This is a genomic window from Bradyrhizobium sp. 149, assembly GCF_023073915.1.
Classification (GTDB): Bacteria; Pseudomonadota; Alphaproteobacteria; order Rhizobiales; family Xanthobacteraceae; genus Bradyrhizobium.
In genome coordinates, this window is the sequence record NZ_JADPKK010000022.1 from 242,586 (window position 1) to 268,329 (window position 25,744).

The window sequence follows — 25,744 nt, forward strand, 5'->3', positions numbered from 1 at the left end:
AGATCGGTCATCGATGAGCGTACCCAGCAACGTACGGCGCTTCGAAGCGCTGCTCTATGCATCGTTGATGCTGGACGCCCTGTCGGTCGCTGTGCAGGATCGCACGCCCAAAGCTGAGATGACCGAGCAGATGATCATGATGGGGACGCTGCTCGCCGGCGGCATGATCCTGCTGCTGGTCTATTTCGTCTGGCTCGCTGCGCGCTGGCGCAAGAACTGGCCGCGCTGGGTGCTGGCGGCAGCGCTGGTGCTGTCGGTGATCTCGCTCGGCCAGATCATCGGCGCGAAGGGCATGGAGCTCGACAGCGCCATCGAGATCGTCTCCTGCGTGCTGACGGCGATGGGATTGTATTTCTCGTTCAGCGGCGATGCACAGGGCTGGTTCAACGCGTGAGGATTCGCGCTTTGCGCGGTTGATCAAATTGGTGGGCACGCTTCGCTTTGCCCACCCTACGATCGCCTGAAATGCGCTAGACTTCGCACATGGAATGGACCGACGAAGGCATCGTGCTGGGGGTGCGGCGGCATGGCGAGAGCAGCGCCATTGTCGAGCTGCTGACCCGCGCGCACGGCCGCCATCTCGGTCTCGTCCGCGGCGGCGCCGGATCGCGGATGCGGCCGCTGCTGCAGCCCGGCAACAGCCTCAGCCTGGTGTGGCGGGCGCGGCTCGACGAGCATCTCGGCACCTATGCCATCGAGGGCCTCAAGCTGCGCGCGGCGACGCTGCTGGGATCATCCCACGGCGTCTACGGCATCACTCATCTCGCCTCGATTGCGCGGTTGCTGCCGGAGCGCGATCCGCACGAAAACATCTTGGCGCTGCTCGAACATTCGCTGGACGATTTCGACGACATCGGCAGCGCCGCCGTGCATCTGATCCATTTCGAGCTGGCGATGCTCGCTGAGCTCGGCTTCGGGTTGGCGCTGGAAAACTGCGCGGTGACCGGGGAGACCACTGATCTGATCTATGTCTCGCCGAAGTCTGGCGCCGCGGTGTCACGCGGGGCGGGCGAGCCGTGGCGCGACCGCCTTTTGCGGCTGCCGCCGTTCCTGCGCCAGGGCGAGGTGCACAGCGACCTCACCGACGAGGATCTCCAGGACGGCTTTCGACTGACCGGCCTGTTCCTGCTGCGCCACGTGCTGGAGCCGCGCGGGCAAGGCCATTCCGACGCGCGGGCAGGCTTCATCAACGCGCTGACGCGACAGCAGGCCAAGACCGCGATTCACGCGCCATGAGCCTGGCGCGGCTCTGTATTGCTGCAAAAGCGACAGCCTCGATGGAACAAAACCGGGTTTCCTGGACTTGCCCTCGGGGTTCCAACCGGGGATAGCCTCATGCTGATCAAGGGACTTGTGATTTCGGCAGCGCTTGTCGCGCTGGCGCCGGACGCCCTCGCAGGCGAGCAACCGGGCGTGTTTCGCCGTGCCTCCTGCACCGTCGTCAGATTTTATGTGGCCAAATATTCGGCTGCGGCAGCAGAGGCATGGGCCCGGTCCAAGGGCGCAACGGAGGTCGAGATCGAGACGGCCCGGCGTTGCCTGACCAATGCGCCCGTGACAGCGCAGGCCAAAACCCAATCGACCGTGACCGCTGGTTGGGCCGGGCAGTAGCCGCCCACATGGCGCGCCACGGAGCCGTTCGTTGAACGACGTGTCGGCGTCATGACGGCTATTTCAGCGTATAGAGAAACGCCGCGATGTCGCGCGCGTCCTTCTGCGGGATACCCATTGTCGGCATGGCATTGCCCGGCAACGCCCGCTGTGGATCTTCGATCCAGTCAGCCATGTTGTCCGGGGAGTTCTGGATGTAGCCGGCGATGTAGGTCCGCGTGCCGATGCGATGCAGGGGCGGGCCGACATTGCCATCTGCTCCCGCAACGCCGGGGATATCGTGACAAGTGCCGCACTGATATTGTCTGACGAGATCAGTGCCACGACGGGCATCGCCAGTGAAATTGTCCGGGCCCGCAGCCTTGCCTTCGCAGGCGGCGGTCGCCATGGCCAGCAGCGAGGCGGCTAAGAACCGTGTGCCCGAACTCACCATCGGCTGCTCCGCTTACCCGTCAGGGCTTTTGGCCGAAATTGAAAGTCTTGGTGGCAGACCAGGGATCGGTCGTCGAGACCTGCTCGGTCGGGACTTGCTCCACGTCAGGCGACAACGGCTTCGCCGAGAAGGTCCGGCCCCATTGGTGGCTTGGCTCGTTGCTGATCTTGCCGATATAGGTGACGAGATCCCAGATCACGCTGTCAGGCAGCACGCCGCCCCAAGCCGGCATGCCGTTCGGCCGGCCCTGATAGATCGAGAGAAAGATGTTCTCGGGCTGCGAGCCGTAAGTGAAAATGCTGTTGCTCAGCGCCGGCCCCATGCCGCCGCCGCCATTGGGTGCGTGGCAGCCGACGCAGTTGAAGTTGACGTAGTAAGTCATCCCGCGCTGCTCCGCATTCGGATCGCCTTGCGCGGGGTTCTTGATCTGAGGCCGGTCCGGCTGCGCGCCCGGAAAGAGGGTGGTGACCGGGACCTGCATGAACACGCCCGGCCTGCCATTGCCGACGCTGCCACCGAAAGTCGGACGCGGTGCCGGCGTCGGCGTCTGCGCCTCCTGCGATTGCGGCAGAGTCTGCTGGGCAAGCCCGGCGCCGTTCGGCACGGTTGCCAGCAGCAACGATAGGGCGCTCGCGCGCAGGGCTGCGGCAGACATCACTCACGTCCTCCTGAGACCGTGACCGGTTGGTCCACAAGCGGAACGCCGTAACTGCGCAGCAGCGAGGTGATCTCGGACCGATGCGTGTCGATGAACGCATTCAGCCGGTCACGCAAAGCGCCGTCGCCCTTGCGCACGCCCATGGAAATGGCGAACTGGAACTGCTGGGGCGCAAAGCGCTCGTAGTCCCGGATCGGGGTGACGGTCAGCGCCGCGGCTGAGCGTTGCGCGAAATAGCCGCCCAGCGGACCCCACGCGGCGGCGACGTCGACCTCGCCGTTTCCGACCGCCTCGATCAGGCGCGCCGGCGGATCGGCCTGGCGATAGTCGCCGTAGATCGAGTAGCCGCGGACGTTGTCGACGATGCCCTGTTCGCCGAGCGCCTGCGCGGGCGGCGGATTGTTGCCGTCATCGCCGATCAGATGCACGCCGATCACGAGGTGGTGCAGGCGCGAGTCGAGCAGCGACGATAGGTCGAGGTGCCGGTCCTGCCGCGTGACGAACACGTAACTCGACCGATAATAGGGCATCGTGGTCTCGACGAGATCATAGCCGGCCGGCACGCCCATCACGACGTCGCATTTGCCGGCTTTCAGCGTGTTGCGGACGAAGCCGCGGCGCTGCGCCCACCAAGTGTATTGCAGCTGCTTGCCGAGGTCTTCGGCCACCATGGCTGCGAGCTTGTTCTCGAATCCCGCCTCGTCGCTGTTCGAGAACGGCATATTGTTCGGATCGGCGCAGACGCGGAGTTCGCCATCCGATGCCGTCGCCGCGGTGGTCGCGAGCCCGATCAGGATAACGAGCGCGATGCTGGAACAACTATTTCGAAGGCGCATGGCTGGTGTCCTCACCATTTGCGCCGCCGAGCTTGAACACCAGCAGTTCGCTCCCGCCGGCGGTGTAGAACGGCAGATCCTGCGTCGCCCCGGTAAAGCCGAGGGCGCCGTTGCGCACCCGCGGATCGACCTCGGCATTGGCCACCACGCCCGGCCAGCCGCCGACGCCCGAGAGGATCGCGATGTATTGCTGTCCGTCCGAGCCGCGATAGGAAACCGGTTGGCCGATGAACCCGGAGCCGGCACGGAATTGCCAGAGCACGTGCCCATCCTTGGCGTCGACCACTTTGAACAAGCGATCCATGGTGCCGTAGAATGCGACGTCGCCGGCTGTCACGAGCGCGCCGCTCCAGACCGGCAGCTTCTCATGGATCTCCCAGACCTTCTTGCGCGCGACGGGGTCCCACGCCATGAACTCGCCGCGGTATCCGCCGGGGCCGGCATACATGTCGACGTCGGCGCCGACATAGGGCGTGCCGGCGATGTAACCAACTTGAGAAGCCTTGAAGCTCATACAGAGATGCTGATGGGGCACATAAAGGAGTTTTGTGCGCGGTGACCACGCGCTCGGCTGCCAATCCTTGGCGCCGGGCGCGCTCGGGCAGATGTTCTCGACCGTCTTGCCGGTAAGCGGCGTCTTCTCCTCGTTCGGGATGATCTTGCCGGTTTTCAGGTCGACGCCATTATAGGCGTTCACGAAATCATATGCGTCCGCCGAGATCACTTCGCCGGTGGCGCGATCCATGACGTACATGTAGCCGTTGCGGCCGGGGTGGATGAGAACCTTGCGCGGCTGTCCATTGATCTCGAGGTCGACGAGAACGTTCTCGTTGATCTCGTCGTGGTCGAACAGGTCGTGCGGGTTGATCTGGTAGGCCCATTTGGCGCGACCGGTATCAGCGTCACGCGCAAAAATCGTGGTGCTCCAGAGATTGTCGCCACTGCGCTGGTTCGCATTCCAGGGGCTTGGATTGGCCGTGCCGTAGTAGACCAGGTTCAGATCAGGATCGTAGGAGATCCAGCCCCAGACGGTGCCGCCGCCCATCTGCCATCGATCGGCGGGCCAAGTCTTGACGCCGAGATCCTGGCCTTTGAGATTGTCGTAGAACGGCTTGAAATCGTCGCTAATCAGCACGTCCTTGTCGGGACCTGTCGAATAGGCGCGCCAAGCGATGGCTCCGGTGTTCTCGTCGAGCGCGGTCACCCAGCCGCGCACGCCGAGTTCGCCGCCGCTGTTGCCGACGAGAATCTTTCCTTTCACCACGACGGGAGCCATGGTGATGGTTTCCCCCTTGTTGATCTCGCCGAGCTTCGTGTGCCAAAGCTCTTTGCCGCTCTTCGCATCCAAGGCGACGGTGTGGTTATCGAGCGTGTTGAGAAAGACCTTGCCGTTGTCGAAGGCGAGTCCGCGATTGACGACGTCGCAGCAGGCGACGCCCGCGGCGGCGGGCTCCGGCTTCGGTGCGTAGGACCATTTCAATTCACCGGTCGTGGCATCGAGTGCGAACACACGGTTGGGGTAGGGACCTGCATACGGCCCGACCACATACATGGTGCCGTCCACCACCAGCGGCGCCGCCTCCTGACCTCGATCGGCGCCGACCGAGAACGTCCACGCAAGCTGGAGGCGCGAAGCATTGGTCGCGTTGATCTGGTCGAGTTCGCTGTAGCGGGTGTTGGCATAGTCGCGCGCCGCCATGGGCCATTGGCCCGGGTCCTTCATACGGCTGGCCAGATCGGTTTGTGCCGAGGCGGACGACAGCAATGCGCAGGACGCGCAAACCGCGCTCAGCAACCGCGTAAGCCGACGCACTAACATATGCAAAGATCTCCACGGCAGTGATGGGGCCATGCCGCGATGCAGGCCGGATTGCGAACGTACAAACGTTGCGCCTCCGCTTGGTTCCAAAGTCCGACCTTAGCGGTGCGCTATCTCACGACATTGCCAGAAACGCCCGCGCCGAGATCTACGGCGATCTGATCCTCCTTGCCGTTGCACTTGGGGTGACCAAATCCCGACGGACTTTTGCCGTCAGGCCCGATGTCATAGATGATCGCGTCTTTCATGTTCGGGCTGACGCCGGCCGGCACGCGGTCAAGTCCGAGCAGGTGACGCACGCGCCAGGCGACGTTGTGATCGGCGCAGGAACTGTCACCGCTGACGCCCAGCGCACCGGCGACGCCGTTGCCGTCATAGAGCGCCAGCCCACCGCCAAAGACGATTACGCCGCCGACGGGCTTGCCGACCATCGGATCGTGGGGAGTCCCGAATTCGTCGGGAGTACCGGCGTACAGAACCTCGGGGGATGGAGGATTGCTGAGAGCCGTACCGAACAGGAATCCGCCAGGTTGCGCGCCCGCGTAAAGATTGGCCGTGGCCATGGCCTTGTCCTTCAGGCTGAACGCGTTGGCGGTGTTGGCCTTTTCAGCTGCGATCGCCCGGCTGCCAAGCCACTGATCATCGACCTTGCTGCCGCTGTAAGCGACTGCGCAGACAACGCCCTGTCGATTGACGACAGCAGCCCACTCGTTGTTGTCGAGGCCTCCGTTGCTCGGCCCGCCGCCCGGCTTGACGCTCTTCTTGAGGGAATCGGCGAGCTGGTCATGGTCGACCGGACACGACATCGCGGGACGGGGCTGGTCCTGCGCGTTCAAGACAACGGGCATCGAGAAAGCTGCGCTCAAGATCGCGGCTGCCGTCGTGACGGATCGCTTGCCCATGTGGCCTCCTGGAGTACCGCAGTCAGCATGCGAACGTTCGAGGAGAAGTCGCGGTTCCTATGCAGGATCGCTCAGCCTGGATGTTGAAGCAGAGAGAGGCGGGAGTGCCCACCGTCCGCCGTCAGCCAGCGATGGGCGAAGAACAAGGCCGCGCATGTGTAGAGTATGCCCATCGGCACCCACATCAGGATGCCGGCCAGCTGCTGGTCTTCAAGCGGCGAGAGGCCGACTTCGCCGGCGAGGGCGCCCTGGCCCGGGATCCAGAGCCGCGTCGACACGGTCAGCAAGGCCCCGAGCACGCCGGAATGCAGGATGGTGATGAACAGGCAGGCGACCGCGATGCCGTCGCGAATTCGGATACTGCGGCCCCGTCCTCGACCGTGCAGCAGCACCCACCAGAACAATAGCGCGCTGACGAAGAAGCTGATGTGCTGGAGACGATGGATCGCCGTGTTCTCGAGCGCCCATGCGTAGAGCGGTGGTGCATGCCAGACCCAGAGCGCTGCGCCGTGGAGGATGGTCGCGCTCATGGGGTGGCTTACAAAACGCCACGGCCACACCAGTACCGGCCAATTGAGAACGCGACCTGCCGCCGGGCGAAGCCGGGCTGGCAGGCTCCACAGCAGCGGACCGTTGATCCGGGCGAACGCCATCAGCGGTGCCGCCGCGACCATGAGCAGCTCGTGCTCGACCATGTGCGCGGTGAACAGGCGCTCGCCGAGCCAGTGCAGCGGCGAGGTCACGGCGAGCGCGGCGATCAGCCATCCGGTCCAGAACGCCGCGACCTGGCGGAAACTGACGCCGCGGCCGCCTCCCGCATGGTGCCAAAGCCGCTGCGTTCCGACATAGAAGCCGATCCCCACGGCATAGAGCGGGGCCATCAGCCAGGGGTCGTAGCTCCAAAGCGATCCGGAATCGACATCCGACAGTCCGTGCGCATCGGCCGACCCCGCGAGCAGCGCGAGCAGCAGCGCTGCAATCCTCAGCGCAGGCATGGGCTGATCATGAGCGAGGCGGCGAGCTGGTTCGCGATCACCAGCGCAAACAGCACACCGGAGCCGACGCCAAGCCAGGCCATGAACGTTCTCGGCCCGCCACCTTGCGCATCGGCCCATTCAGCCTCCGCGCCGCGCCGAACTGCGCGGGCCGAAATCAGCGTGCCTGCAAGCGAGACGATAGCGAGGACCGCGCTCACAATCGCGCCGCTCATCCTGGTTTTTTCGCAGGAAAAATGCGCGAGTACGTAGACGCCTTGCAAATTGACGCCCCACGCGATGGGCCCGAGCGCAACGCCGGCCCAGTAAAGCAGTCTGGATCGTCGGTCAGCTTCGGTCATAGACGCGGCACCCAATCGAGCAGAACGTACAGCGGCAGCCAAGCGAGCACGACGAAGTTCCAGTAGAACACGTTGTCGGTCACGTCGCTGAAGCGGCGTGGTTTCGCATGGCGCGTGAACATCAGCACTGCCAGCACGACCGTGTCGCCGACATCGGTGGCAAGGTGGGTCGTGTGCAGTCCCAGAATGAGCCACACGATCGAGCCGTAGGCAGAATTATCCCAACGAGTGTTGAGATGCGCGAATTCGAAGCCGCGCAGCACCAGAAGCGCGATGCCAATCGCGGCCATCACCACGAGGCAGATGCGCACCTTTGCGAGATCCTGCCGATGTGCCACGCGGTTGGTATATTCATTGGGTATTATGCTGAGCAGATAGAGCGCGACTTCGGCCGTGCCCGGCCAGAGATCGGGCGGTGACGCGCCGATCGGCCAAGTTGGATTGACGGCGTAGAGATAAAGATAGGCGCCGACGGCAATGGCAAAGCCCATGCCTTCGAGCGCCATGAAGCCCATGGCGCCCCACCACGGTCCGCTGCGTGGGCCGTAACCATAAGTCGGCAGTTCAGCGACATTGCGGACGATGGTCTGTCTCACTCCTCGTCCTCCTTGCTGCCGGCAGGCCAAAACCAGCCGATCAGGGTGACCGCCATCGGCGGCGTGCCCCAGAGCACCGCCCAGGGCGTGAAGATCGAGCCGATGAAGAACACCGTCGTCGCGATGGCGGCGAGCAGCGGCCAGATGCTCGGCTCCGGTGAAGCCTCGCGGATCTGCGGCTCCGCTTCCGCAAGCGAGGTCAACAGGACTTCGCGCCGCTCCGCGCTCAGACCCGCGACCACGGGCAGGCTCTCGTTGTCGGCCCACAGCGGATCGCGGTGCTTGACCACGGGAATGCGGTCGAAATTCTGCGGCGGGGGCGGCGAGGAGGTCGCCCATTCCAGCGTCGAGGCATTCCAGGGATTGTCGCCCGCGAGCTCACCCTTGCGCAGGCTGTAGATCACATTGACCAGAAGCAGCGCGAAGCTGAGCGCGAAAATGAGAGCACCGCCGCTGGACAAGAGGTTCAGATGCGCCCAGTCCATGTCGGCGGTGTAGGTGTAGACCCGCCGCGGCATTCCGATCAGCCCGAGGATATGCATCGGGAAGAACGCGACGTTGAAGCCGATAAAGGCCAGCCAGAAATTCCAGCGCCCGAGTCGCTCGCTCAGCATGCGACCGGCGATCTTGGGAAACCAGTAGTAGACGGCGCCCACCAGCGGAAAGACGGCGCCACCGATCAGCACGTAGTGGAAATGTGCGACGACGAAATAGGTGTCGTGCACCTGGGTGTCGATCGGGACCGAGGCGACCATGACGCCGGACAGCCCGCCGAGCACGAAGATCACGATGAAGCCGATGACGAACAACAGCGGCGTCCTATAAACCGGACGTCCGTCCCACAGCGTCGCTAGCCAGCAGAAGATCTGGAGCCCGCTCGGCACCGCGATCAGCATGCTGGAGGCCGTGAACAGGCCGGCGCCGAGTTGCGGCAGGCCGGTGACGAACATGTGGTGGACCCACAGGCCAAACGACAGGAAGCCGGTCGCGATCAACGAGAGAATGACGACGGGATAGCCGATCACCGGTCGGCGCGCGAACGTCGCGAGGATCGCCGAGACCATGCCCGTTCCCGGAATGAAGATGATGTAGACCTCGGGGTGGCCGAAGAACCAGAACAGGTGCTGCCACAGCAGGGGATGGCCGCCCGAGGAGGAATCATAGAAGCGGGTGTTGACGAGCCGATCCAGGATCAGCGACGTCGACGCCACCATGACCGAAGGCATTGCGAACATCACCAGAAAGCTTGTGACAAGCATGGCCCAGACAAACAGGGGAATGCGGTCGAGGGTCATCCCCGGCGCGCGGAGCTTGAACACGGTCACGACGATTTCCACGGAGACGGCGAGCGCCGCAACCTCGGTGAAGGTGATCATCTGCGCCCAGACATCCGGGCGCTTCGTCGGTGTATATTGCAGCGAGGAGAGCGGGACATAGGCAAACCAGCCGACGTCCGGACCGACATTCAGCGCAAAGGAAATCCACAGAAAGCAGCCGCCGAACAGAAACATCCAGTAGCTGAAGGCGTTCAGCCGCGGAAAGGCGATGTTCCGCGTGCCGACCATCAGCGGCACGAGGTAGACGGCGAACGCCTCCATGACCGGCACGGCGAACAGGAACATCATCGTCGAGCCGTGCATCGTGAAGATCTGATTGTACTTGTCGGCCGAGAGAAACGTCTTCTCCGGGCCGGCCAGCTGAACACGCATCAGGATCGCAAGAATTCCGCCGAGAAGCAGGAACGCGAATGCGGTCAGGATGTAGCGACGTCCCACGACCTTGTGGTCGACCGACATGAGCGCACCGACCAGTCCGGACGGCGTGCGCCACACTTTCTCCAGTTGCCTGGAAAGCCGAAGGCCGTTCAGGACATCGTCCCGCAACTCATTTGGTTCAGCGGCCATGCTCACTTGAGCTGCTCCAGATAATGAAGGATCGCGATCATTTCGTCCGATTGCAGCGGCATCTTCGGCATCAGATTGCCGGGTTTGATGTGCTGGGGATCCGCGATCCAGGCGCCGAGCGTCGCGGGGGTATTCGGTAGCGTTCCCGCCGCGATGGTGGTGCGGCTGCCGATATGCGTGAGGTCCGGACCGAGCTGCCCGCCGGCCATCGTACCGTTGATGTTGTGACACAGTGCGCAGCCGCGCGCCCGGAACAGAGCCTCGCCCTGCTTGCCGAGCTGATCCGCGGGGCTGTTCGCGCTCTGGTTTTCATGCTCGCGCCACCGAGCGAATTCGTCCGGCGGCAATGCGATCACCGTGAACGCCATATGCGCGTGTTGAAGCCCGCAGAATTCGGCGCATTGTCCGCGATAGACGCCGGCGTTCTTCGCGGTGAATTGCAGCTCGTTCTTCTGCCCGGTGATGAGGTCCATCTTGCCGGTCAGGCTCGGCACCCAGAAGCTGTGGATCACGTCGGCGGATTCCAGCTCGACTTTCACCGGCTGGCCGGTCGGAATCCGGATCTCGTTCGCCGTCACGAAACTCTGGTGCGGACTGTCGGCCTCGTAGCGGACCTCCCACCACCATTGATGGCCGATGATCTTGAGCGTGAGGGCGTTCTCGTCCTTGGCGAAGACGGTGCGCTGCCCGGCATAGCTGACGAAGGAGAGCCCGAGCACGATCACCGTGGTTATAACGCCGAGCCCAAGGATGACCCGGCCCGTGCGTTCTTCGAAGGGTTGATGGAGGTCGAGCGGCTGATCGGCCAAGCGCTTCCGACGCACCATTCCGACGCCGAGCACGATCACCACCGCGACCCAGACGATCGCCGCGACGGCCAGGAAGATGAATAGCGTATGCAGGATCTGCTCGGATTGCAGCCCTTGCGGGTCGAGCGTCGACTGCCGACCGGCGCACCCGGCCAGCGACCAACTCGTACAAAGAACCAGAAAAAGTCGCACCCAGACTGGCATAGACGCTCGCCGTTCCCTTCACAGCCGGGAACCGGCCAGTCCTACAAAGGTTCCTATAAGCGTTCGGACGGCGAACTCAGAACGGCCAGCCCTTGGCAGCGATGAAGATCGCCGCATCACCCGCAGCCATGAGCAACAAGACTGCGAGGACCGCGATGGCCGCGCCGGGCTGGGCTAGCACGCGCAGTTCGTCGAGCATGGTCAATCCAGTCCGGATGTTTTCGCAGCAGCAATGTCCCGACAAGCTGGAGGTTCCTGAACGTCCGAAGAAGTCCAGGTGCCCCCGGCCGGAACGAAGGCTTGAGATCGCGCGTTTCTGCCACAGATTCGAGGATTGACGTGCCGCGCTATCATTTTGATTTGGTGGATTCGAAGACCGTAGCTGACGAAGGGGGCGCCGAGCTGCCGGATGACATTCAGGCTCTGGATGTGGCCGAGGAGATTGCCACGCGGCTCCTGAAGGAGCGCCCCGAGCTTGAGGGCCGCAACTTCTCGATTCTCGTCACCGATCAGGACGGCGAAGAGATCGGCCGGGTGCCGTTGGATGTCCTGCACTGAAGCTGCGATGTGACATGGCGTTCAGGATTGGGGTGATCTCCGACACGCACGGGCTGCTGAGGCCGGAGGTGGAGCGTTGCCTCGCGAGCGTCTCGCACATTATTCACGCCGGCGATATCGGCGCTCCCGGTATTGTCGAGGATCTTCGCCGGATTGCGCCTGTTACAGCCATCAAAGGCAATGTCGACAAAGGCGACTGGGCAAAATGCTACGCCGAGACCGAGACAGTGCGCCTTGCTGGGGCATGCTTCCACATCTTGCATGACCTTAAGGAGCTGAAGGCAAACCCTGCCCAGCGCGGAATCGACGTCGTGATTTCCGGCCATTCGCATCGGGTAAAGATCGAGGCAGTCGGCGGAATACTGTTTCTAAATCCGGGGAGTGCTGGACCGAGGCGCTTCAGGCTGCCGATTACACTGGCAACGCTCGATGTGGATGAGGGCGGCGGCCTGCGGCCCACCATCCACGAACTCGACAGGTGAAAACCTGTACCTGCGCGCTATTTAGTGGGTATTCGACTTTTGCCATCGCTCCAGATCGATCGGGGGGCGTTTGGGGTCGATCTGCTCCTTCTCGGGATTTCCCTGCCACGGCTGGTCGGTCTGCCTGTGGGTCGGCAAGTCGGTCTGCTCCCGCGGATCGTCGACCGGTGTTTCTCTCGGATCGTTTTCAGGGTCTTTCGCTTTCGGCATAGGTTCTCCTCTTGAGATCTGTAGATCGGTCGACGCGGCAGCACGCGATCACCGCACGCCGGCGATGATTCCGGCTACGCGGCGCGAATGTTGATCGACGATGACGAGGTCATTCCCGGCGATCAGGTACTGGTCGCCCCAGAAGCCGTTCAGCACCTGCGTGACTTCGGGCGGCAAGTCGGCGACCTCCGTCTGGCGCGGCACCGACGTGCCGATCATCATCTCGAAGTTCGGGCGATCCACGGTCGGGCCGTGCGCCGAGGACATGATCGAGCGGAGCTGCTCGCGCTGCTGTTCGTTGAGGTTCACCGCTTGCGTGGTCTGCATGACATCGCGCGCACGGGCGCCGGTTGCATCTTCCTTGCCGGCAGGATTCTCTTTGGCCGACTTGCTGACGGCTTCCCGCTGCGTCGGAACCCCGGTGCCGACGGTGGTGGCTGGGGCACCCTTGTCCGCGCCTGTTGAAGGGCGGCCCAGATAGTCTGTCGCCCCAAACATCTGGGGAACAGCGAACCAGACAACGAAACCTACAAACAGAATCGCGGCCAGCGCGGATCCAATCATCATCACCTTGCGAGTGCCGTCCTTCTCCGCTTGGCGCGGTAGATCCTTGACCATGAACAAAACCCTTTTTGCGAGCTGTCTGGCCAACCAGAGCGCAAATCGTTCGTTCCTAAGGACATGCGTCGGCATCGCTCAGGAACGACCACCGCCGCATCTCATTGGTCTTGACGAGGTCGCGAAGACCCGAAGAAGGAGCAAGCAATGTCAAAAATGCCCCCCGTACCGCCAGAGCAGCGCAGCGACAAGGGACCCGGCTCAGATCCGAGGATTGAGACGGATGAGAAAGTGCCCGGCCGCGAGAACTTCGATACCCAAGGACGTCACGGCAACATCAAGCAGAACACGACGAACCAAGGCTACCAGCAGGATCGATGAATGCCGCACAAGAACTCTGACACAGAACGATTTGGCGGCCCCGGCTCTTCACGCCAGGATCGCAAGCATCCTGAGAAAGGCGGACGCGAGCGCGAAGCTCCGACGCCGGGATCGCCGACCAACGGCCGGAAATCACACGTCTCGGGAGGCGGTGGCGAGCGCGATCAGCATCACACCCACGATGATCGCACCAGGAGCTGAGACATGCCGCATGAGCCGCACGGCGCGGACAGCGCGCATCTGAACGCGCTGGATCGGGATCCTGGAGATGGTGAGGGGCAGCTCCCCGGAGCCGGCCCGCACGCGTTCCCGGAATTAACAGACGATGAGAAGACACCTGGCTGCGGCATGTTGCCGGAGCCAGGTGACCCCAATGTTGCTCCCTCGAGTTAACCCAGGGCCAGGGCAATCAGCTCGTCTTGCGATCACGGAGAACGACATGCGTAGAACAACTTCAAGCCTGATCCTGATCGGCTTCCTGGCGAGCGCCTCTATGGGGGCTGCGTGGGGGCAAGCAGGCGGTGGCGGCGGCGGCGGAGGTTCAGGTGGATCGAGCGCTGGAGGAAGCGCTGCTGGAGGGAGCGCTGGCGGCGGGGCCGGTAGCGGCTCAAGCTTGGGCTCTGCCCCAGGTTTGGGGTCTTCGATGACGACGAATCCGGCCGGGAGTGCACCGTCCGCTGCGGGCAATCCTGGTGACGCGACCAGCGCCTCGCGGGGCACTGCGGCCCCTGGGACGAATACAGCGGGAACGGCTCAATCGAGCGGTTCTGGGGGGCCGCAAGGATCGACCACAGTCGGGCGGCCCGGCAATCCCGCAGGCGGAACCAGCAGCGGTCGCATCGATGGGACGGCGACACCCGGTCCGTCGATGCAAGGCGACGCGGAAATCCGGTCCGAGAATTCCCAGGATTCCCACGTCGATCGAAAGATCAAAAGTATCTGCAAAGGATGCTGAGCGGCATCAGGCCGCCGGTTTTTCCGGCGTCCAGTCCAGATCCTCGTCGCTGTGAGGATCGGGGTCCGGCGAACATGGCTTGATCTTCAAATCGTCCTCGAGTACCGGCTCACCCTCGCGCTCTTCGACCAGCCCGGCATCGTCGGCCTTCTTCAACGTTTCCTCTTTGGTTGAAAACGTCCGGCTGAGTTTTTCCTCGTCCTTGAACAAAGCGTACGCCACGGCACTTCCCTCCGGCTCGAACGATTGGGGGCGGCCGCCGTGAGATCCGGCGTCCGCCGCTGCTGGACCTGTCACTTCCGCTTGCGCTTCAGTCGCTGAGCTCCATTTCCGCGCTTTCCCTTTCCGTGTCGCACGGCGGGTCGTCTCGATCTTCTCGCCATTTTCTTCTCCAATGTACGTGGTGTGAACTCTAGCCAACCTCCCTGAGATTGCTCAAGATCGCGAGATGTCGCTGAATGATTGGAAGCGACATTTGCGCGACCTGCTGCTCCTGTGGGTTGCCGCCGGTTCGCAGATACGAACTGTTGAGCGCCAGCAGTTCGCGATGGCCGCGGATCTGCCCCTGGACATACATCCGGTCGAACGGGCCGGACGGTGTCGCCTGAAGCCGTTGAAGCAAGGCCGCATGATCCGGCCGCAGCGGCGCCGATCCGGGCGCTGCTCCGAGCGCACTTGCGACCTGGACCTGTTCCGCGATTTCGGCATTCGCGAAATTGATCAGGTCGGGGTTGGTGGTCCGGGTCAAAGCGAGCTGGCTTGTCTGCATCGCAAACCCACCGCCCATGAGGTCGGCAGTTCGAAAATCCCGCGCTTGGATTGGTTTGGATTGCGCAGTGTAGGTTGATAGTCCGAGGCCGCCTAAGGCAAGCAAGAACGATCTTCTCAGCATGATGAATCTCCAATGTGGAGTTCACAAGACGCTGCGCCGTATCGAACGTTCCTATGGCGCGCAAGACGCGAAGACGACGCTCAACTGCTCCGGCTACAGTGACGACTATCCGCAGTGCCGACTAACGCATGTTATTGGCGCGCAACCTGCGCCGTGATCATAGGAACGGCCATATCAGAGACGACTTGTTTTCGAGGCACGGTGCCGAGCGGCGGACGAGTAGATTCATGCAAGACAATGGTTCAACACGCTTCCCGGTCTCCGCGGGTGTCCTTCTGGGACTTGGTCTGGGCGGTTTTTTTGACGGCATCGTGTTTCATCAGCTGCTGCAATGGCATCATATGTTAAGCGGCTGGTACCCACTCAATTCCATCGACAATCTGAAGCTCAACACGACCTGGGACGGCATCTTCCACAGCGCCGCCTATGTTCTCGTGCTGCTCGGCTTGTACGTGCTGTGGCAGCGGGCACGCCGGTCCGACTTTCACTGGTCGCGCCGGCAGTGCATCGGCGCGGTGTTGCTTGGTTGGGGGATCTTCAATCTCATTGAAGGCGTGTTGGATCATGAGATCCTCAGGCTGCATCAGGTGAATGAAACCGTGCCTGAGGGACAGCGCATCTTCTGGGATATCGGATTTCTGCTATGGGGCGCGGCAATGTTGGTCATGGGCGCTGCCATGGCACATTCCAGTGCGCAAGGGAGGGTGCATGCGGAAAGCAGCCTGCACGCTCGCTAGAGAGCTGCCGCCAGCTCTGGTCTACCTGATCTTCATGCTGCTGCTGGTGCTCGCGACAGCACCGGCTTTCCGCATCATGCTGCTCGGTGTGTCCCTGGATGATCTCCTGCAGCTGCGGTGTTTCAGGCTCGGCTGACGCGCCAGCTGCCTGCCGAGGTGAGTTACGCTTCATCGTCGAACTGCCACATGTCTGGCCGGAGGGTATCATGGTCGAGTTCAGGCTTCCCAAGAACTCCCGCGTCGAAAAGGGGATTGTCTGGCCGAGGCCAGACAGCGAAGCCGTACAGGAATTCCAGGTCTATCGCTGGAATCCCGAGGACGGCCGCAATCCGCGGCTCGATACCTATTTCGTAGATAAGACCGATTGTGGGCCGATGGTTCTGGATGGCCTGATCTGGATCAAGAACCATATCGACTCCACTTTGACGTTCAGGCGCTCCTGCCGCGAAGGCGTGTGCGGCTCCTGCTCGATGAATATCGCCGGCCAGAACACGCTGGCCTGTACCAAGTCCATGAGCGAGGACGTCCCGAACGGCGAGCCGTTGCGCGTCCTGCCTTTGCCGCATCAGCCTGTGGTCAAGGACCTCGTTCCGGACCTGACGAACTTCTACGCACAGCTCGCGTTGATCGAACCGTGGCTCCAAACCGTTTCACCAACGCCACCGAAGGAATGGCGGCAGAGCCACGAGGATCGGGCAAAGCTCGATGGATTGTACGAGTGCATCCTCTGCGCTTGCTGCTCGACGTCCTGTCCAAGCTACTGGTGGAATTCCGAGCGCTTCCTCGGCCCTGCGGCCCTGATCCAGGCCGCGCGCTGGATCAATGACAGCCGCGACGAGGCGACGGGCGAGCGCCTCGACAAGCTCGAAGACCCCTTCAGGATCTATCGCTGTCACACCATCCTCAATTGCGCGAAGGCCTGTCCCAAGGGCTTGAATCCAGGCGAGGCCATTTCCGGCTTACGTCTCAAGATGGTCGAGCGGAAATTCTAACCTCCGCACTGCGGATGAATTGCAGATCGCCGGCATGACAATCGAAAGGAACGATCGCCATGGCGTCCGCTTATCGAACTTCAGCCGGAAGGGTTTTCAATGGGTAAGAGACAGTTTGCAGCTTTGCCGTTTCGTTTGGACGATTCCGAATTGCGCGTGATGCTTATCACTACCAGACGCAAGCGCCGGTGGTCGGTGCCAAAGGGATCGCTGATCCGCAACACGGCGCCGCATCGCACGGCGGCGTTGGAGGCCTATGAGGAAGCAGGTCTGATCGGCGCGGTCGCAAAGCGCGCCCTGGGCAGCTTCAAGCATCGCAAACGCAAGGGCGAGCGCAAGCGAACCATGGATGTCGCTGTCTTTCCCATGAGGGTGCACGGCCAGGAGCGCTGGTGGCCGGAGAAAGGCGAGCGCGACGCGATCTGGGTCTCGGCGGAAAAGGCGGCGCGTCTGGTACACAAGGCACAGCTCCGGCGCTTGATCGTGCGTTTCGCGGCGCAGACCGACAGGAACGCGTCTTTTCCGCTGGCCAAATGACCAATAGACCCGCGCAGGAACTCGCCGGGCACCCAGTCATTTCCTTTGGATGGACGACCAGAGCATAGAACTCGCACACGAGGAGCGGTCGCCGTACGATGTCCTGGCGGCAGCGATACGGCGACGTCGAGCGATTCTGTTCGTCGGCGCAGGGGTTTCGATGGCCGTTGGCCTGCCATCGTGGCAATGCCTCATCGATCATTTGCTTGACGATCTCGGCCTCGAACGCGGGGCCATCGAGGGAATGCACGGTGGCTATCAGATGCTGGCGGAATATTACCGGCTGAAGCGCGGTGGCATCGGCCCGCTGCGCAGCTGGATGGACCGCAATTGGCGAGTCGATCCGGAGAAGATCGGAGCCTCGAAGCTTCACAAGCTGATCGTCGAACTCGATTTTCCCAGCATCTACACGACGAACTACGATCGTAATCTCGAGACCGCCTTCGATGTCCTCGACAAACGCTACGCCAAGATCAGCAATGCAAAGGAGATCGCGAGCGCTCCCGCAGGCGTCACTCACATCATCAAATTCCATGGCGACTTCGACGATGATGCTTCGCTCGTTTTGACGGAGACCGATTTCCTCAACAGGCTCGCATTCAACTCTCCGCTGGATGTCCGCTTTCGCGCTGACGCGCTGGGAAGCACGCTACTATTCATCGGATACAGCATGTCGGACCCGAACATCCGACTGCTGCTGCACCGGATTTGGCAGACATGGGAGGATTCCGGGCACCGCCACGACCGCCCCGAATCCTTCGCCTTCGTGGCGCAGCGCAATCCGGTACAGGAGGCTGTCTTGGCGAACTGGGGTATTACCACTGTCGGCCCGCCCGACGACGCGCGCGCCGATGATGGTCTGATCCAGTTCCTCTTGAACATCCGGCAGTGTCTTGAGCCTCCGACGTAGGGTGGCAAGCAGGCACTGTCGACATCAGTGCAGCTATTTCCGGCGTACTCTGCGGATACCGTTTTCGTCCGGTGGAGTCCCTGCGGCAAGTTGCATGTCCAGAAAACCTGCCTGCCATCGCTGCGCCATCGCGGCTTCTGACAGATCGAAGGATTTTTCAGGACCAGCTTCTTCGGCGCCAGGGCGGTAGCTCAGGAGGTGGACCGTGTCGCTGCGGGTCAGACCGCAAAGTTCTGCGCGGAGCCGTCGAGCTTCAAGGGCGTGATGAAGCCGATGAAGGGTCTGATTGCCGAACATTAGGTCGCTCTTGCGCTCGGCCGCGGCTTCGATCCCGTCTGGGACCTGACCGTCCCGTGCGTAGAGATCGATGATGTAGAGCCGAAGCGCATTCTCGACCTCGAGGACGGGATCAAACGGCGCGTTGAGCGAGAAGCCGCCGTCAACGAGCCACCTGTCGGAGACCGAGACCGGAGCGAATTCGGGGATGAATCCGCAACTGGCCAGGATGTGATCCATTTCGATGCGCTGTGAGCGGGAGTCGAACAGCACGGCGTCGCCGCTCTCGACGTCGGTTGCACAGATCGTGACGCGCGGATCGCCGGCGTTGAGGCGCTCGAATTCGATCAACTGTCGCAGGCGATCCCGAGTGGGGCCGAGATCGTACAAGCCGTTGAAGCGAGAACTGCCGATTGGAAGCCGGGGGTAGAAGAAGCCGGCTCGGCCAAACAGGCGTGCGTTGAGCGAGTTCATCCAGGCAAACAGGTGACGGTTGGCGTTCGGCGGCTCGACCGAGCGACCGGGTTCCTGCCAGAAGCGGCGCAGAGTTTGTACCCGATCAGAAGGAGCACTTCCGGCAATCAGCGCCGTCGTGATGGCACCCGCGGATGAGCCGGTCACCCAGTGGAGGGGAAGGGAGAGCGATGTGAAGCAGTCGAACGCGCCCCCGTGATAGGCGCCCAACCCCAGACCGCCGGAGAAGACGAGCGCGGTAAGGGGTTCGTCGACGACTGCCATAGTCGCGCCGCTTACCCAGCGTGGTGAGGTGACCACGGTGCAGAGCAATGGTGGGTCCGAGATCTGCTACGCAGCGTCACCGATATCCTCGCCCGCGGCGCGCATAGGCGTAACGCGGATTGATGGCGCAATAGGCGTTGGTTCCCGATGCGCTTGCCAGGCACTGTGCGTAACTGGCGAACTGGCAATTGCCCGGATATCCCCAGACCCGGCCTTGAAGACAGTAGCGATCTTGGGCGGCGGCGGGCGTTGCCGATCCCAGGCTCGCCATGGCAGTTACAGCTGCGGCAGCCAAGAGGAGTGAATGTTTCACGGAAGCCTCCAGAGTTCATCATAGAACGCCGGCCCGGAAGTGACGTTCCTATGCCCCGCTTGTTCAGCGGAATGCCCGCCGTTTGACGCAAACCATTAACTTGTGTGAACCGTCTTTGCGCGCATCGACCGTTGATTGGTCAAGCCGGTTGGCGCTAATGATCGGAAATTGAAGCGAGGGAAAGCTGGTGCTCGACTTGGCAAGTGTCCGGTTCATTCAAGTGACCTGAAGCCGGCGCATGGAAACCGCCATTCAGGCCATGGGCGTGCTCGCCGCTTGTTTGACTTCACTGTCGTACCTACCGCAAGTGCGCAAGGCGCGCTCGCCCGGTTCAACCGACGACCTCTCCCTGAAGATGCTGGTCGCATTGGCCAGTGGCCTGATCTTATGGATCGTCTACGGGGTGTTGAAGGCGGATTGGGTCATCGTGCTCGCGAATGTGATTGGAGCGGCGCTTGCGCTCACGTTGATCACATTCAAGATCCGCGACATGAGAAGACCCAGGTAGGCGGGATGTTGCTCGGAGGGTCAACGGTCCGAGAAATCCAAGGCGGTATGCATTCATGGGAGAAGATTAGGAACGTCCCCCGCGACGTCAGGTTTTCGGAGCGTCACGGGAGAGCAGCATGACCCATCAAGACAACGACAAGACCAACGTGGCACGACAGAACAGCCCTGTCGCCTGGATGCTTGGCGCAATTTTCGTCATAGCAATCGTTGCGGCCGTCTTCTTCTACAATGGCAAGGATGTCGGCCACCAGACCACCACCACGACGCCCGACAATGCTCCGAGCGTCACGACGGGTTCGAACGGGTCAGGCACCTCCAACAAATGAGGCCTGAGCAGCAGCTCAGTTCGGATACGGTCTCGGAGCGGGGTCGTCCGTCTCCGGACAACCCCGTTCCGTCCCCTTGCGATCAGGCCAACGCGTTCGTCACCGGCGGCTCGGTCATCTGCTCCACCTGTGCGCCGCTATCGGGCCGGGCCGGTCCGAGCACCGGCTCCTCGCCCAGCGGCTCGAATCCCGCGCGGAAGCTGAATTCGCCCTGGCCATCGAGCGAGGGGCCTTCGCAGTAACGCCCCGGCTGGAGCGGCGCTGCGTTGCGCTCGGTGCCCATGAACATGTAGCTGAACTCGGTCGCCTCCTTGCTGCGGTCGAAGCTGTTCGGAATCGGCAGGGCGGCGTCCTTGCCCATTTCCTCGATCACGGCGAGCCACTGCTGCTGATGCATTGTGTCGCGCGCAATCAAATAGCTCAGCATGTCCTGCATGCCGGCGTCGCTGGTGGAGTTGAAGAGGCGCACGGCCAGGGTCCGGCCAGTGGCTTCAGCCGCGACGTTGCAATACATGTCGGCTGCCAGGTTGCCGCTGGCGTAGACGTGCGAACAATCGAAGGGGACACCGTCGCAGTTCGCGGGAAACGCCGCCATGCCGGTCGAGAGGAGATGCCGGTGCAGCATGCCCTCGATCACGTGCCGCGGGCGCTCGCCGCCGTTCATGACCGCGCCGACGACCGGATTGGCCTGCAGGCTGGTCTCCTGCATCGTCGCGGGCGCATTCTCCAGGTTCAACGCGACTGCGGTCGCGAGCATCTCGATATGGCTGATCTCTTCGGTGGCGGTGTTGAGCAGGACGTCGCGATATTTGGCAGGCCCGCGCGCGCCCCAGGCCTGGAAGAAATACTGAAGGCAGACCCGGATCTCACCTTCGACGCCGCCGATGGCTTGCTGCAGTTGACGGGCGAAGATGGGATCGGGCTTCTCGACCCTGACGGGATATTGCAGTCGCTTGTCGAAGTAGTACATGCGCAGCTCCTTTTGTGTTTGACGCAATGGCGCAATGAGCGCTGCACTGGGTGTGTTCCTAAGGAGTTCTGGTAGCCGGTTTGAATGCTTCCAATTCACCGCGTGAAAGCGATGCGGCCCCGGCGAGGAGAGGATCTCGCCGAGGCCGCTTTCACGTGCGCAACAGCACGCTTTGGAAGACTACGGACCGCGAACGGCTAGCGACGCGGCATGGTGCCGTTGGCAGGCGGGGTGGTCTCGTTGCGCATGCCGGAAGGACTGGAGGCGCCCTGTCCGCCGCGCTCGACATGGGTGATGCCGCCGCCGCCACCGGCTCCGGCTCCGCCCGAGCCGCCGCCGTCACCTGAGCCGCCTGCACCGCCAGCGCCGGCGCCAGCGCCCGCACCGCCGCCAGCACCACCACCAGCGCCACCACCGGCGCCGCCCGCACCGCCACCCGCGCCACCGGCACCTTGCGCGAACGCTGCGCCGACCGAAGCACCTGCAAGCATCGCGGCCATGAAGATCGTCAGGATTGATTTACGCATGTTGTTTCTCCTTGAGGTTTCACCCCCGGACCAATCATGTGCGGCATCGACCGTTCCTATCCACCGTGCTTGTAAGCTTTGCCGTTGTCGTCGATCGCACACCTCGTCTCAACGACGGCATTGCGAAGGCACGGCAACTTCATCGAACCGTTCGGCGAGCGCATCGAGAGCCGCGCGCATCTGCGGACCCTGCATGGCGGCGCCGTGCCCGGCGACGACGATCTCCGGAGCGAGCGCGGCAAGTGCGCGCACCGACGTTTTCGCGCTTTCCCAATCCGGGGTGAAATACATCGGGGGTCCGTGCATCTCCGGCGCTTGCGTCACCGCGGCATAGACGGATTCCTGCTGCGTCGTGATGAATGCATCGCCGGCAATCAGCACGCGATCGTGTTCGCGCCAGAGGGAAACGTGCCCTGGAGTATGGCCGGGGGTATGGATCCACCGCCAATCCGACATGAAGGGGACGCTGTGATCACAGGGAACATCATAGAGGCGCGATGCGACGTTGACCGGCTTGGTCGGGAACAGGGGAGAGAGCCGAGCGAGCAGCCCGCCACCGACGCTGGGATCGGCCGGCGGATAGGACTGGCTGCCGTCAAGATAGGGATGCTCGGCCGCGTGGGCATAAACCGGCACGTCCCATTCACTCGCCAGCGTCTCGAGGGCGCCCACGTGATCGAAATGAGCATGCGTCATAACGATGCATGCCGGCCGGCCATTCCCACCGAACCTGGCTTTCGCAGCGGAGCGGATGGCGTGGGCCGAGCCGATAATCCCGGCATCCACCAGCACCCAATTGCCGTCGCCGGCGTTCTCGAAGCCGACGAAGACCACGTTGACGAGCACAAGCTGGCGGTAGGCGACGTCGAAGACAATCTGCCGGGTGTTGTCGTTGCGAGCGCTGTCGGATTGCGGATGCTCCGCGTCAGCCGAAGGGGAAAGTGGTATCTGCGTCATGTCCATCCAGGTTCCGATTGGCCAGCTCTCTATCGTTATCGTTCGATCGTGCCTACCCGGCGGATCTTCTTCTGGAGCAGCATCACGCCGTAGAGCAGCGCCTCTGCGGTCGGTGGGCAGCCGGGAACATAGATGTCCACCGGGACGATGCGATCGCAGCCGCGAACCACCGAATAGGAGTAGTGGTAGTAACCACCGCCGTTGGCGCATGACCCCATCGAGATCACGTAGCGCGGCTCCGGCATCTGGTCGTAAACTTTGCGGAATGCCGGGGCCATCTTGTTGGTCAGGGTGCCTGCCACGATGATCACGTCGGATTGACGCGGTGACGCTCGCGGCGCGAAGCCGAAACGTTCGGCGTCATAGCGCGGCATCGACATCTGCATCATCTCGACCGCGCAGCAGGCGAGCCCGAACGTCATCCACATCAGCGATCCGGTCCGGGCCCATGTGATCAGCTCCTCCGCCGTCGCTGTGAAGAAGCCCTTGTCGGCAAGATCGTCGCGGATGCGCATGAAGTACGGATCGGAGGTGTTGTCCGGCTGTCCCTGGCCGGGGCGTCCGATGGTAGGGCTGGAATTGCCTGCCTGAGGAGGGGTGTCCGTCATCATAGTCCCTGACCGCTATGGCTGAGTTGGGATCCGGCCACACGCTCTGGGAAACCGCAGCCCTCCGGCGGCGTTCCTGCGGCGAGAAGTTGTATTCGTGTTCTGTTATCGCAGGTTAGCCTCGGCCGCGGAGACCGAAGGCTGCACGTTAACCGGCTCACCGTTAGGAACGATCCGTCCAAATTACGGTTGGCGGCAACAAGGCCAGTGAGATGGAGAACAAGAATGACGAACGCAGCCCGCGATACATTCGTGGTTGGATTACGCAATGCACATGCGATGGAAGTGCAGGCAAGAGAACTGATGGAACGTCAGTCGGAACGACTGGACGAATACCCTGAAGTCAAGGCTAAGGTCGCCGCCCACCTTCAGGAGACGAACGAACAGCTGAACCGGCTGGAGAGATGTCTGCAGGCGTGCGGAGAGAGTTCATCGAGCCTTAAGGATACGACCCAATCCGTGATGGCGAACATGCAGGCCATGGCGCACTCGGTCGCGGGCGACGAGATTCTCAAGAATACCTTCGCCAACAACGCGTTCGAGAATTTTGAGATCGCTGCCTACAAGTCTCTGCTTGCCCTCTGTGGCGCCGCCGGGGTGACCGAGGCAAAGGATCTGCTCCAGACGTCCTTGCAGGAGGAGCAGCGCATGGCCGCCTGGATCGACTCGAATGTCGAGAAGGTGACGATGGAATATCTGGCACATCAACGCCAGGCGGCTTGACCGCAAGCCAGACGCCGACACAGCCAGGCCGCCGGTCCCGCTTGGCACGAGACCGGCGGCTTGGCGCTTACTGAGCCCACGTGGCTGTCGCATAGCCCCGCAGGAACGATACCAGCCATTTCGGCTTTGCAGCGATGACGAAAATTATCTTCAGCGACTATCGCAATCCCGCTGCCGAGCAGGCCTACGAGATCGCCTGGGAATTTCTTGCGCGTAGTGGTGCTATCCGCGATGATTTCGAGACGTGCGTATTTTTGGCGCAGCGTATCACCATGATGGTCGAGGAAGGCCAGACCAACCGGATTCGGATGGCCAATCGCGCGATCTCCGAACACCAGCACTACGCCGAGAACCTCGACAAGCCCATCCGCTGTTCGGTCAATTCGCGCTCGTGAGGCTGCATCACCGCTGATCGGCAATCGTCAGCCGGCCGCGCGCTGTGCTGCGTCCGCTCCTGCGTGGTGCAGTGGCTGGAACAAGCGTCGCCGCTTCGCCGGCGATGCGCATAGCGAAATACGCGATGGTTGCCCGAAGTCCATCCTTGAGCGCCACGCGCGGGCGCCACCCCAACACCTTCACGGCTGTGTCAATGACGGGCTTGCGCCGCTTCGGATCGTCTTTCGGCAGCTGCTCGAACCGGAGCGGGGAGGCTGATTCCGTATAAGCCAGCACGTCGCGGGCAATTGCTTCGATCGTAACTTCGTGCGGATTGCCCAGATTGCAGGGCCCGGTGACTGATGATGGACTCTCCATCAGCAGCTGGAGGCCGCGCACGAGATCGTCGACGAAGCAGAAACTTCTGGTCTGCGTGCCGCCTCCATAGATCGTGATCGGCTCTCCGCGAAGCGCCTGTACGATGAAGTTGGAGACGACGCGCCCGTCGTTCTCCAGCATTCGCGGACCGTAGGTGTTGAAGATACGAGCGACCTTGATTTCGACCCCGTACATGCGATGGTAATCGAACATCAGCGTTTCCGCGGCCCGCTTGCCCTCGTCGTAACAGGCTCGCGGCCCAGTCGGGTTGACGTTGCCGAGATAGGATTCCGGCTGGGGATGCACCTCGGGATCGCCGTAGACCTCGCTTGTCGATGCCTGCAGCACCCGCGCGCCTTTCCGACGCGCGAGCTCCAGCATGTTGATGGTGCCGAGCACGCACGTCTTCATCGTGCCGACCGGATCTTTCTGATAATGCCGGGGTGAGGCCGGGCAGGCGAGGCTGTAGATCCGGTCGACATCGCCCTCGATCTCGAGGGGATCGCGCACGTCATGTTCGATGAAGCGAAAATTCGGATGATTGAGCAGCGGCCGGATGTTGTCGATCGTTCCTGTAAACAGGTTGTCGAGGCAGATCACCGTGTGGCCGCGCTGCAAAAGTGCGTCGCAGAGGTGGGATCCGATGAAGCCGGCGCCGCCGGCGATCAGCACAGTCGGGGAGCGGCGGGACGCCTGGATACGGGTCTGAAGTGTCATGGCGCT

38 protein-coding genes are annotated in these 25,744 nt (G+C 62.4%); 16 read left to right on the forward strand and 22 right to left on the reverse strand.

What is annotated here, in order from left to right:
* Positions 1 to 13 precede the first annotated feature (13 nt).
* From IVA88_RS18720 to IVA88_RS18730, 3 genes are all read left to right on the forward strand, one after another.
* A complete protein-coding gene (locus IVA88_RS18720) occupies positions 14 to 394 on the forward strand; it encodes a hypothetical protein (protein ID WP_247498701.1) in 381 nt (126 codons plus the stop codon).
* 89 nt (positions 395 to 483) lie between these two features.
* On the forward strand, positions 484 to 1,236 hold the full coding sequence (gene recO / locus IVA88_RS18725) for a DNA repair protein RecO (protein ID WP_247498702.1): 753 nt from the start codon (positions 484 to 486) through the stop codon (positions 1,234 to 1,236).
* A 99-nt stretch (positions 1,237 to 1,335) separates the two neighbouring features.
* Positions 1,336 to 1,611, forward strand: a complete 276-nt coding sequence (locus IVA88_RS18730; RefSeq protein ID WP_247498703.1) for a hypothetical protein — start codon at positions 1,336 to 1,338, stop codon at positions 1,609 to 1,611.
* Positions 1,612 to 1,669: 58 nt separating this feature from the next.
* Here IVA88_RS18730 and IVA88_RS18735 read toward each other — a convergent pair whose 3' ends face one another.
* The 11 genes from IVA88_RS18735 to IVA88_RS32450 all read right to left on the reverse strand — a co-directional run bounded on the left by IVA88_RS18735 (position 1,670) and on the right by IVA88_RS32450 (position 11,307).
* Positions 1,670 to 2,044, reverse strand: a complete 375-nt coding sequence (locus tag IVA88_RS18735) for a c-type cytochrome (protein ID WP_247498704.1) — start codon at positions 2,042 to 2,044, stop codon at positions 1,670 to 1,672.
* 19 nt (positions 2,045 to 2,063) lie between these two features.
* A complete protein-coding gene (locus IVA88_RS18740; RefSeq protein ID WP_247498705.1) occupies positions 2,064 to 2,699 on the reverse strand; it encodes a cytochrome c in 636 nt (211 codons plus the stop codon).
* Entirely contained in the window at positions 2,699 to 3,538 is an 840-nt protein-coding gene (locus IVA88_RS18745) for a substrate-binding domain-containing protein (RefSeq protein WP_247498706.1), read from the reverse strand. Before IVA88_RS18745 ends, IVA88_RS18740 begins: the two co-directional genes overlap by 1 nt.
* Entirely contained in the window at positions 3,522 to 5,357 is a 1,836-nt protein-coding gene (locus IVA88_RS18750; RefSeq protein ID WP_256466807.1) for a methanol/ethanol family PQQ-dependent dehydrogenase, read from the reverse strand. The genes IVA88_RS18745 and IVA88_RS18750 overlap by 17 nt, the downstream gene beginning before the upstream one ends.
* A 110-nt stretch (positions 5,358 to 5,467) precedes the next feature.
* Positions 5,468 to 6,259: a heme-binding protein gene (locus IVA88_RS18755; protein WP_247498708.1), complete on the reverse strand. Its 792-nt coding sequence runs from the start codon at positions 6,257 to 6,259 to the stop codon at positions 5,468 to 5,470.
* A 71-nt stretch (positions 6,260 to 6,330) separates the two neighbouring features.
* Complete coding sequence (locus tag IVA88_RS18760) at positions 6,331 to 7,254, reverse strand: cytochrome c oxidase assembly protein (RefSeq protein ID WP_247498709.1); 924 nt, start codon at positions 7,252 to 7,254, stop codon at positions 6,331 to 6,333.
* Entirely contained in the window at positions 7,242 to 7,595 is a 354-nt protein-coding gene (locus tag IVA88_RS18765) for a hypothetical protein (RefSeq protein WP_247498710.1), read from the reverse strand. Before IVA88_RS18765 ends, IVA88_RS18760 begins: the two co-directional genes overlap by 13 nt.
* Entirely contained in the window at positions 7,592 to 8,191 is a 600-nt protein-coding gene (locus tag IVA88_RS18770; protein ID WP_247498711.1) for a cytochrome c oxidase subunit 3, read from the reverse strand. Before IVA88_RS18770 ends, IVA88_RS18765 begins: the two co-directional genes overlap by 4 nt.
* Positions 8,188 to 10,095 (reverse strand): cytochrome c oxidase subunit I, encoded by a 1,908-nt coding sequence (gene ctaD / locus IVA88_RS18775; RefSeq protein ID WP_247498712.1) that lies wholly within the window; start codon positions 10,093 to 10,095, stop codon positions 8,188 to 8,190. Before ctaD ends, IVA88_RS18770 begins: the two co-directional genes overlap by 4 nt.
* A gap of 2 nt (positions 10,096 to 10,097) precedes the next feature.
* Complete coding sequence (gene coxB, locus IVA88_RS18780) at positions 10,098 to 11,108, reverse strand: cytochrome c oxidase subunit II (protein ID WP_247498713.1); 1,011 nt, start codon at positions 11,106 to 11,108, stop codon at positions 10,098 to 10,100.
* 76 nt (positions 11,109 to 11,184) lie between these two features.
* Positions 11,185 to 11,307 (reverse strand): hypothetical protein, encoded by a 123-nt coding sequence (locus IVA88_RS32450; protein WP_256466808.1) that lies wholly within the window; start codon positions 11,305 to 11,307, stop codon positions 11,185 to 11,187.
* Positions 11,308 to 11,447: 140 nt separating this feature from the next.
* Between IVA88_RS32450 and IVA88_RS18785 the strand changes: the two genes are divergently transcribed.
* Together IVA88_RS18785 and IVA88_RS18790 are read left to right on the forward strand one after the other, a co-directional pair.
* Positions 11,448 to 11,666: a hypothetical protein gene (locus tag IVA88_RS18785; RefSeq protein WP_247498714.1), complete on the forward strand. Its 219-nt coding sequence runs from the start codon at positions 11,448 to 11,450 to the stop codon at positions 11,664 to 11,666.
* 14 nt (positions 11,667 to 11,680) lie between these two features.
* Entirely contained in the window at positions 11,681 to 12,148 is a 468-nt protein-coding gene (locus IVA88_RS18790; protein WP_247498715.1) for a metallophosphoesterase family protein, read from the forward strand.
* 21 nt (positions 12,149 to 12,169) lie between these two features.
* On the opposite strand, the gene IVA88_RS18795 is transcribed toward IVA88_RS18790, so the two are convergent.
* Both IVA88_RS18795 and IVA88_RS18800 read right to left on the reverse strand, forming a co-directional pair.
* On the reverse strand, positions 12,170 to 12,358 hold the full coding sequence (locus tag IVA88_RS18795) for a hypothetical protein (protein ID WP_247498716.1): 189 nt from the start codon (positions 12,356 to 12,358) through the stop codon (positions 12,170 to 12,172).
* Positions 12,359 to 12,406: 48 nt separating this feature from the next.
* The gene (locus IVA88_RS18800; protein WP_247498717.1) at positions 12,407 to 12,976 is read right to left on the reverse strand and encodes a DUF1236 domain-containing protein; all 570 of its coding nucleotides are present in this window, start codon (positions 12,974 to 12,976) and stop codon (positions 12,407 to 12,409) included.
* Positions 12,977 to 13,123: 147 nt separating this feature from the next.
* Between IVA88_RS18800 and IVA88_RS18805 the strand changes: the two genes are divergently transcribed.
* Entirely contained in the window at positions 13,124 to 13,297 is a 174-nt protein-coding gene (locus tag IVA88_RS18805) for a hypothetical protein (protein WP_247498718.1), read from the forward strand.
* Positions 13,298 to 13,498, forward strand: a complete 201-nt coding sequence (locus tag IVA88_RS18810) for a hypothetical protein (RefSeq protein WP_247498719.1) — start codon at positions 13,298 to 13,300, stop codon at positions 13,496 to 13,498.
* A 760-nt stretch (positions 13,499 to 14,258) separates the two neighbouring features.
* Here IVA88_RS18810 and IVA88_RS18820 read toward each other — a convergent pair.
* Together IVA88_RS18820 and IVA88_RS18825 are read right to left on the reverse strand one after the other, a co-directional pair.
* Positions 14,259 to 14,462: a hypothetical protein gene (locus IVA88_RS18820; RefSeq protein ID WP_247498721.1), complete on the reverse strand. Its 204-nt coding sequence runs from the start codon at positions 14,460 to 14,462 to the stop codon at positions 14,259 to 14,261.
* A gap of 202 nt (positions 14,463 to 14,664) precedes the next feature.
* Positions 14,665 to 15,144 (reverse strand): DUF4142 domain-containing protein, encoded by a 480-nt coding sequence (locus IVA88_RS18825; protein ID WP_346657611.1) that lies wholly within the window; start codon positions 15,142 to 15,144, stop codon positions 14,665 to 14,667.
* 227 nt (positions 15,145 to 15,371) lie between these two features.
* Here IVA88_RS18825 and IVA88_RS18830 point away from each other — a divergent pair, with 227 nt between their 5' ends.
* The 5 genes from IVA88_RS18830 (at position 15,372) to IVA88_RS18850 (ending at position 18,320) form a co-directional block, all read left to right on the forward strand.
* Complete coding sequence (locus IVA88_RS18830) at positions 15,372 to 15,881, forward strand: DUF2243 domain-containing protein (protein WP_247498723.1); 510 nt, start codon at positions 15,372 to 15,374, stop codon at positions 15,879 to 15,881.
* Positions 15,853 to 16,017, forward strand: coding sequence for a hypothetical protein (locus IVA88_RS18835; RefSeq protein ID WP_247498724.1), 165 nt, complete (start codon positions 15,853 to 15,855; stop codon positions 16,015 to 16,017). Before IVA88_RS18830 ends, IVA88_RS18835 begins: the two co-directional genes overlap by 29 nt.
* 70 nt (positions 16,018 to 16,087) lie before the next feature.
* Entirely contained in the window at positions 16,088 to 16,873 is a 786-nt protein-coding gene (locus IVA88_RS18840; protein ID WP_247498725.1) for a succinate dehydrogenase iron-sulfur subunit, read from the forward strand.
* Between the two features lie 99 nt (positions 16,874 to 16,972).
* On the forward strand, positions 16,973 to 17,410 hold the full coding sequence (locus tag IVA88_RS18845) for an NUDIX hydrolase (RefSeq protein WP_247498726.1): 438 nt from the start codon (positions 16,973 to 16,975) through the stop codon (positions 17,408 to 17,410).
* Positions 17,411 to 17,459: 49 nt separating this feature from the next.
* The gene (locus IVA88_RS18850; RefSeq protein ID WP_247498727.1) at positions 17,460 to 18,320 is read left to right on the forward strand and encodes an SIR2 family protein; all 861 of its coding nucleotides are present in this window, start codon (positions 17,460 to 17,462) and stop codon (positions 18,318 to 18,320) included.
* A gap of 33 nt (positions 18,321 to 18,353) precedes the next feature.
* Here the strand turns inward: IVA88_RS18850 and IVA88_RS18855 are convergent, their stop codons facing one another.
* Both IVA88_RS18855 and IVA88_RS18860 read right to left on the reverse strand, forming a co-directional pair.
* A complete protein-coding gene (locus IVA88_RS18855; protein WP_247498728.1) occupies positions 18,354 to 19,334 on the reverse strand; it encodes a patatin-like phospholipase family protein in 981 nt (326 codons plus the stop codon).
* Between the two features lie 76 nt (positions 19,335 to 19,410).
* Positions 19,411 to 19,629, reverse strand: a complete 219-nt coding sequence (locus IVA88_RS18860; RefSeq protein ID WP_256466836.1) for a DUF3551 domain-containing protein — start codon at positions 19,627 to 19,629, stop codon at positions 19,411 to 19,413.
* A gap of 256 nt (positions 19,630 to 19,885) precedes the next feature.
* On the opposite strand from IVA88_RS18860, the gene IVA88_RS18865 reads away from it, so the two are divergent.
* Positions 19,886 to 20,155 carry a SemiSWEET transporter gene (locus IVA88_RS18865; RefSeq protein ID WP_247498729.1) on the forward strand — a complete coding sequence of 90 codons (270 nt, stop codon included), beginning with the start codon at positions 19,886 to 19,888 and terminating at the stop codon, positions 20,153 to 20,155.
* A 118-nt stretch (positions 20,156 to 20,273) separates the two neighbouring features.
* On the forward strand, positions 20,274 to 20,483 hold the full coding sequence (locus IVA88_RS18870; RefSeq protein WP_247498730.1) for a hypothetical protein: 210 nt from the start codon (positions 20,274 to 20,276) through the stop codon (positions 20,481 to 20,483).
* Positions 20,484 to 20,565: 82 nt separating this feature from the next.
* Here IVA88_RS18870 and IVA88_RS18875 read toward each other — a convergent pair whose 3' ends face one another.
* From IVA88_RS18875 to IVA88_RS18890, 4 genes are all read right to left on the reverse strand, one after another.
* The gene (locus IVA88_RS18875) at positions 20,566 to 21,453 is read right to left on the reverse strand and encodes a manganese catalase family protein (protein WP_247498731.1); all 888 of its coding nucleotides are present in this window, start codon (positions 21,451 to 21,453) and stop codon (positions 20,566 to 20,568) included.
* Between the two features lie 197 nt (positions 21,454 to 21,650).
* A complete protein-coding gene (locus IVA88_RS18880) occupies positions 21,651 to 21,980 on the reverse strand; it encodes a hypothetical protein (protein WP_247498732.1) in 330 nt (109 codons plus the stop codon).
* A 108-nt stretch (positions 21,981 to 22,088) separates the two neighbouring features.
* On the reverse strand, positions 22,089 to 22,937 hold the full coding sequence (locus tag IVA88_RS18885; RefSeq protein WP_247500348.1) for an MBL fold metallo-hydrolase: 849 nt from the start codon (positions 22,935 to 22,937) through the stop codon (positions 22,089 to 22,091).
* Positions 22,938 to 22,972: 35 nt separating this feature from the next.
* A complete protein-coding gene (locus IVA88_RS18890; protein WP_276577904.1) occupies positions 22,973 to 23,545 on the reverse strand; it encodes an NADH-quinone oxidoreductase subunit B in 573 nt (190 codons plus the stop codon).
* 225 nt (positions 23,546 to 23,770) lie between these two features.
* Between IVA88_RS18890 and IVA88_RS18895 the strand changes: the two genes are divergently transcribed.
* Both IVA88_RS18895 and IVA88_RS18900 read left to right on the forward strand, forming a co-directional pair.
* Positions 23,771 to 24,268 (forward strand): ferritin-like domain-containing protein, encoded by a 498-nt coding sequence (locus IVA88_RS18895; RefSeq protein WP_247498733.1) that lies wholly within the window; start codon positions 23,771 to 23,773, stop codon positions 24,266 to 24,268.
* Between the two features lie 134 nt (positions 24,269 to 24,402).
* Complete coding sequence (locus tag IVA88_RS18900; RefSeq protein ID WP_247498734.1) at positions 24,403 to 24,663, forward strand: hypothetical protein; 261 nt, start codon at positions 24,403 to 24,405, stop codon at positions 24,661 to 24,663.
* 7 nt (positions 24,664 to 24,670) lie between these two features.
* Here the strand turns inward: IVA88_RS18900 and IVA88_RS18905 are convergent, their stop codons facing one another.
* Positions 24,671 to 25,738, reverse strand: coding sequence for a UDP-glucuronic acid decarboxylase family protein (locus IVA88_RS18905; protein WP_247498735.1), 1,068 nt, complete (start codon positions 25,736 to 25,738; stop codon positions 24,671 to 24,673).
* Positions 25,739 to 25,744: the final 6 nt, after the last annotated feature.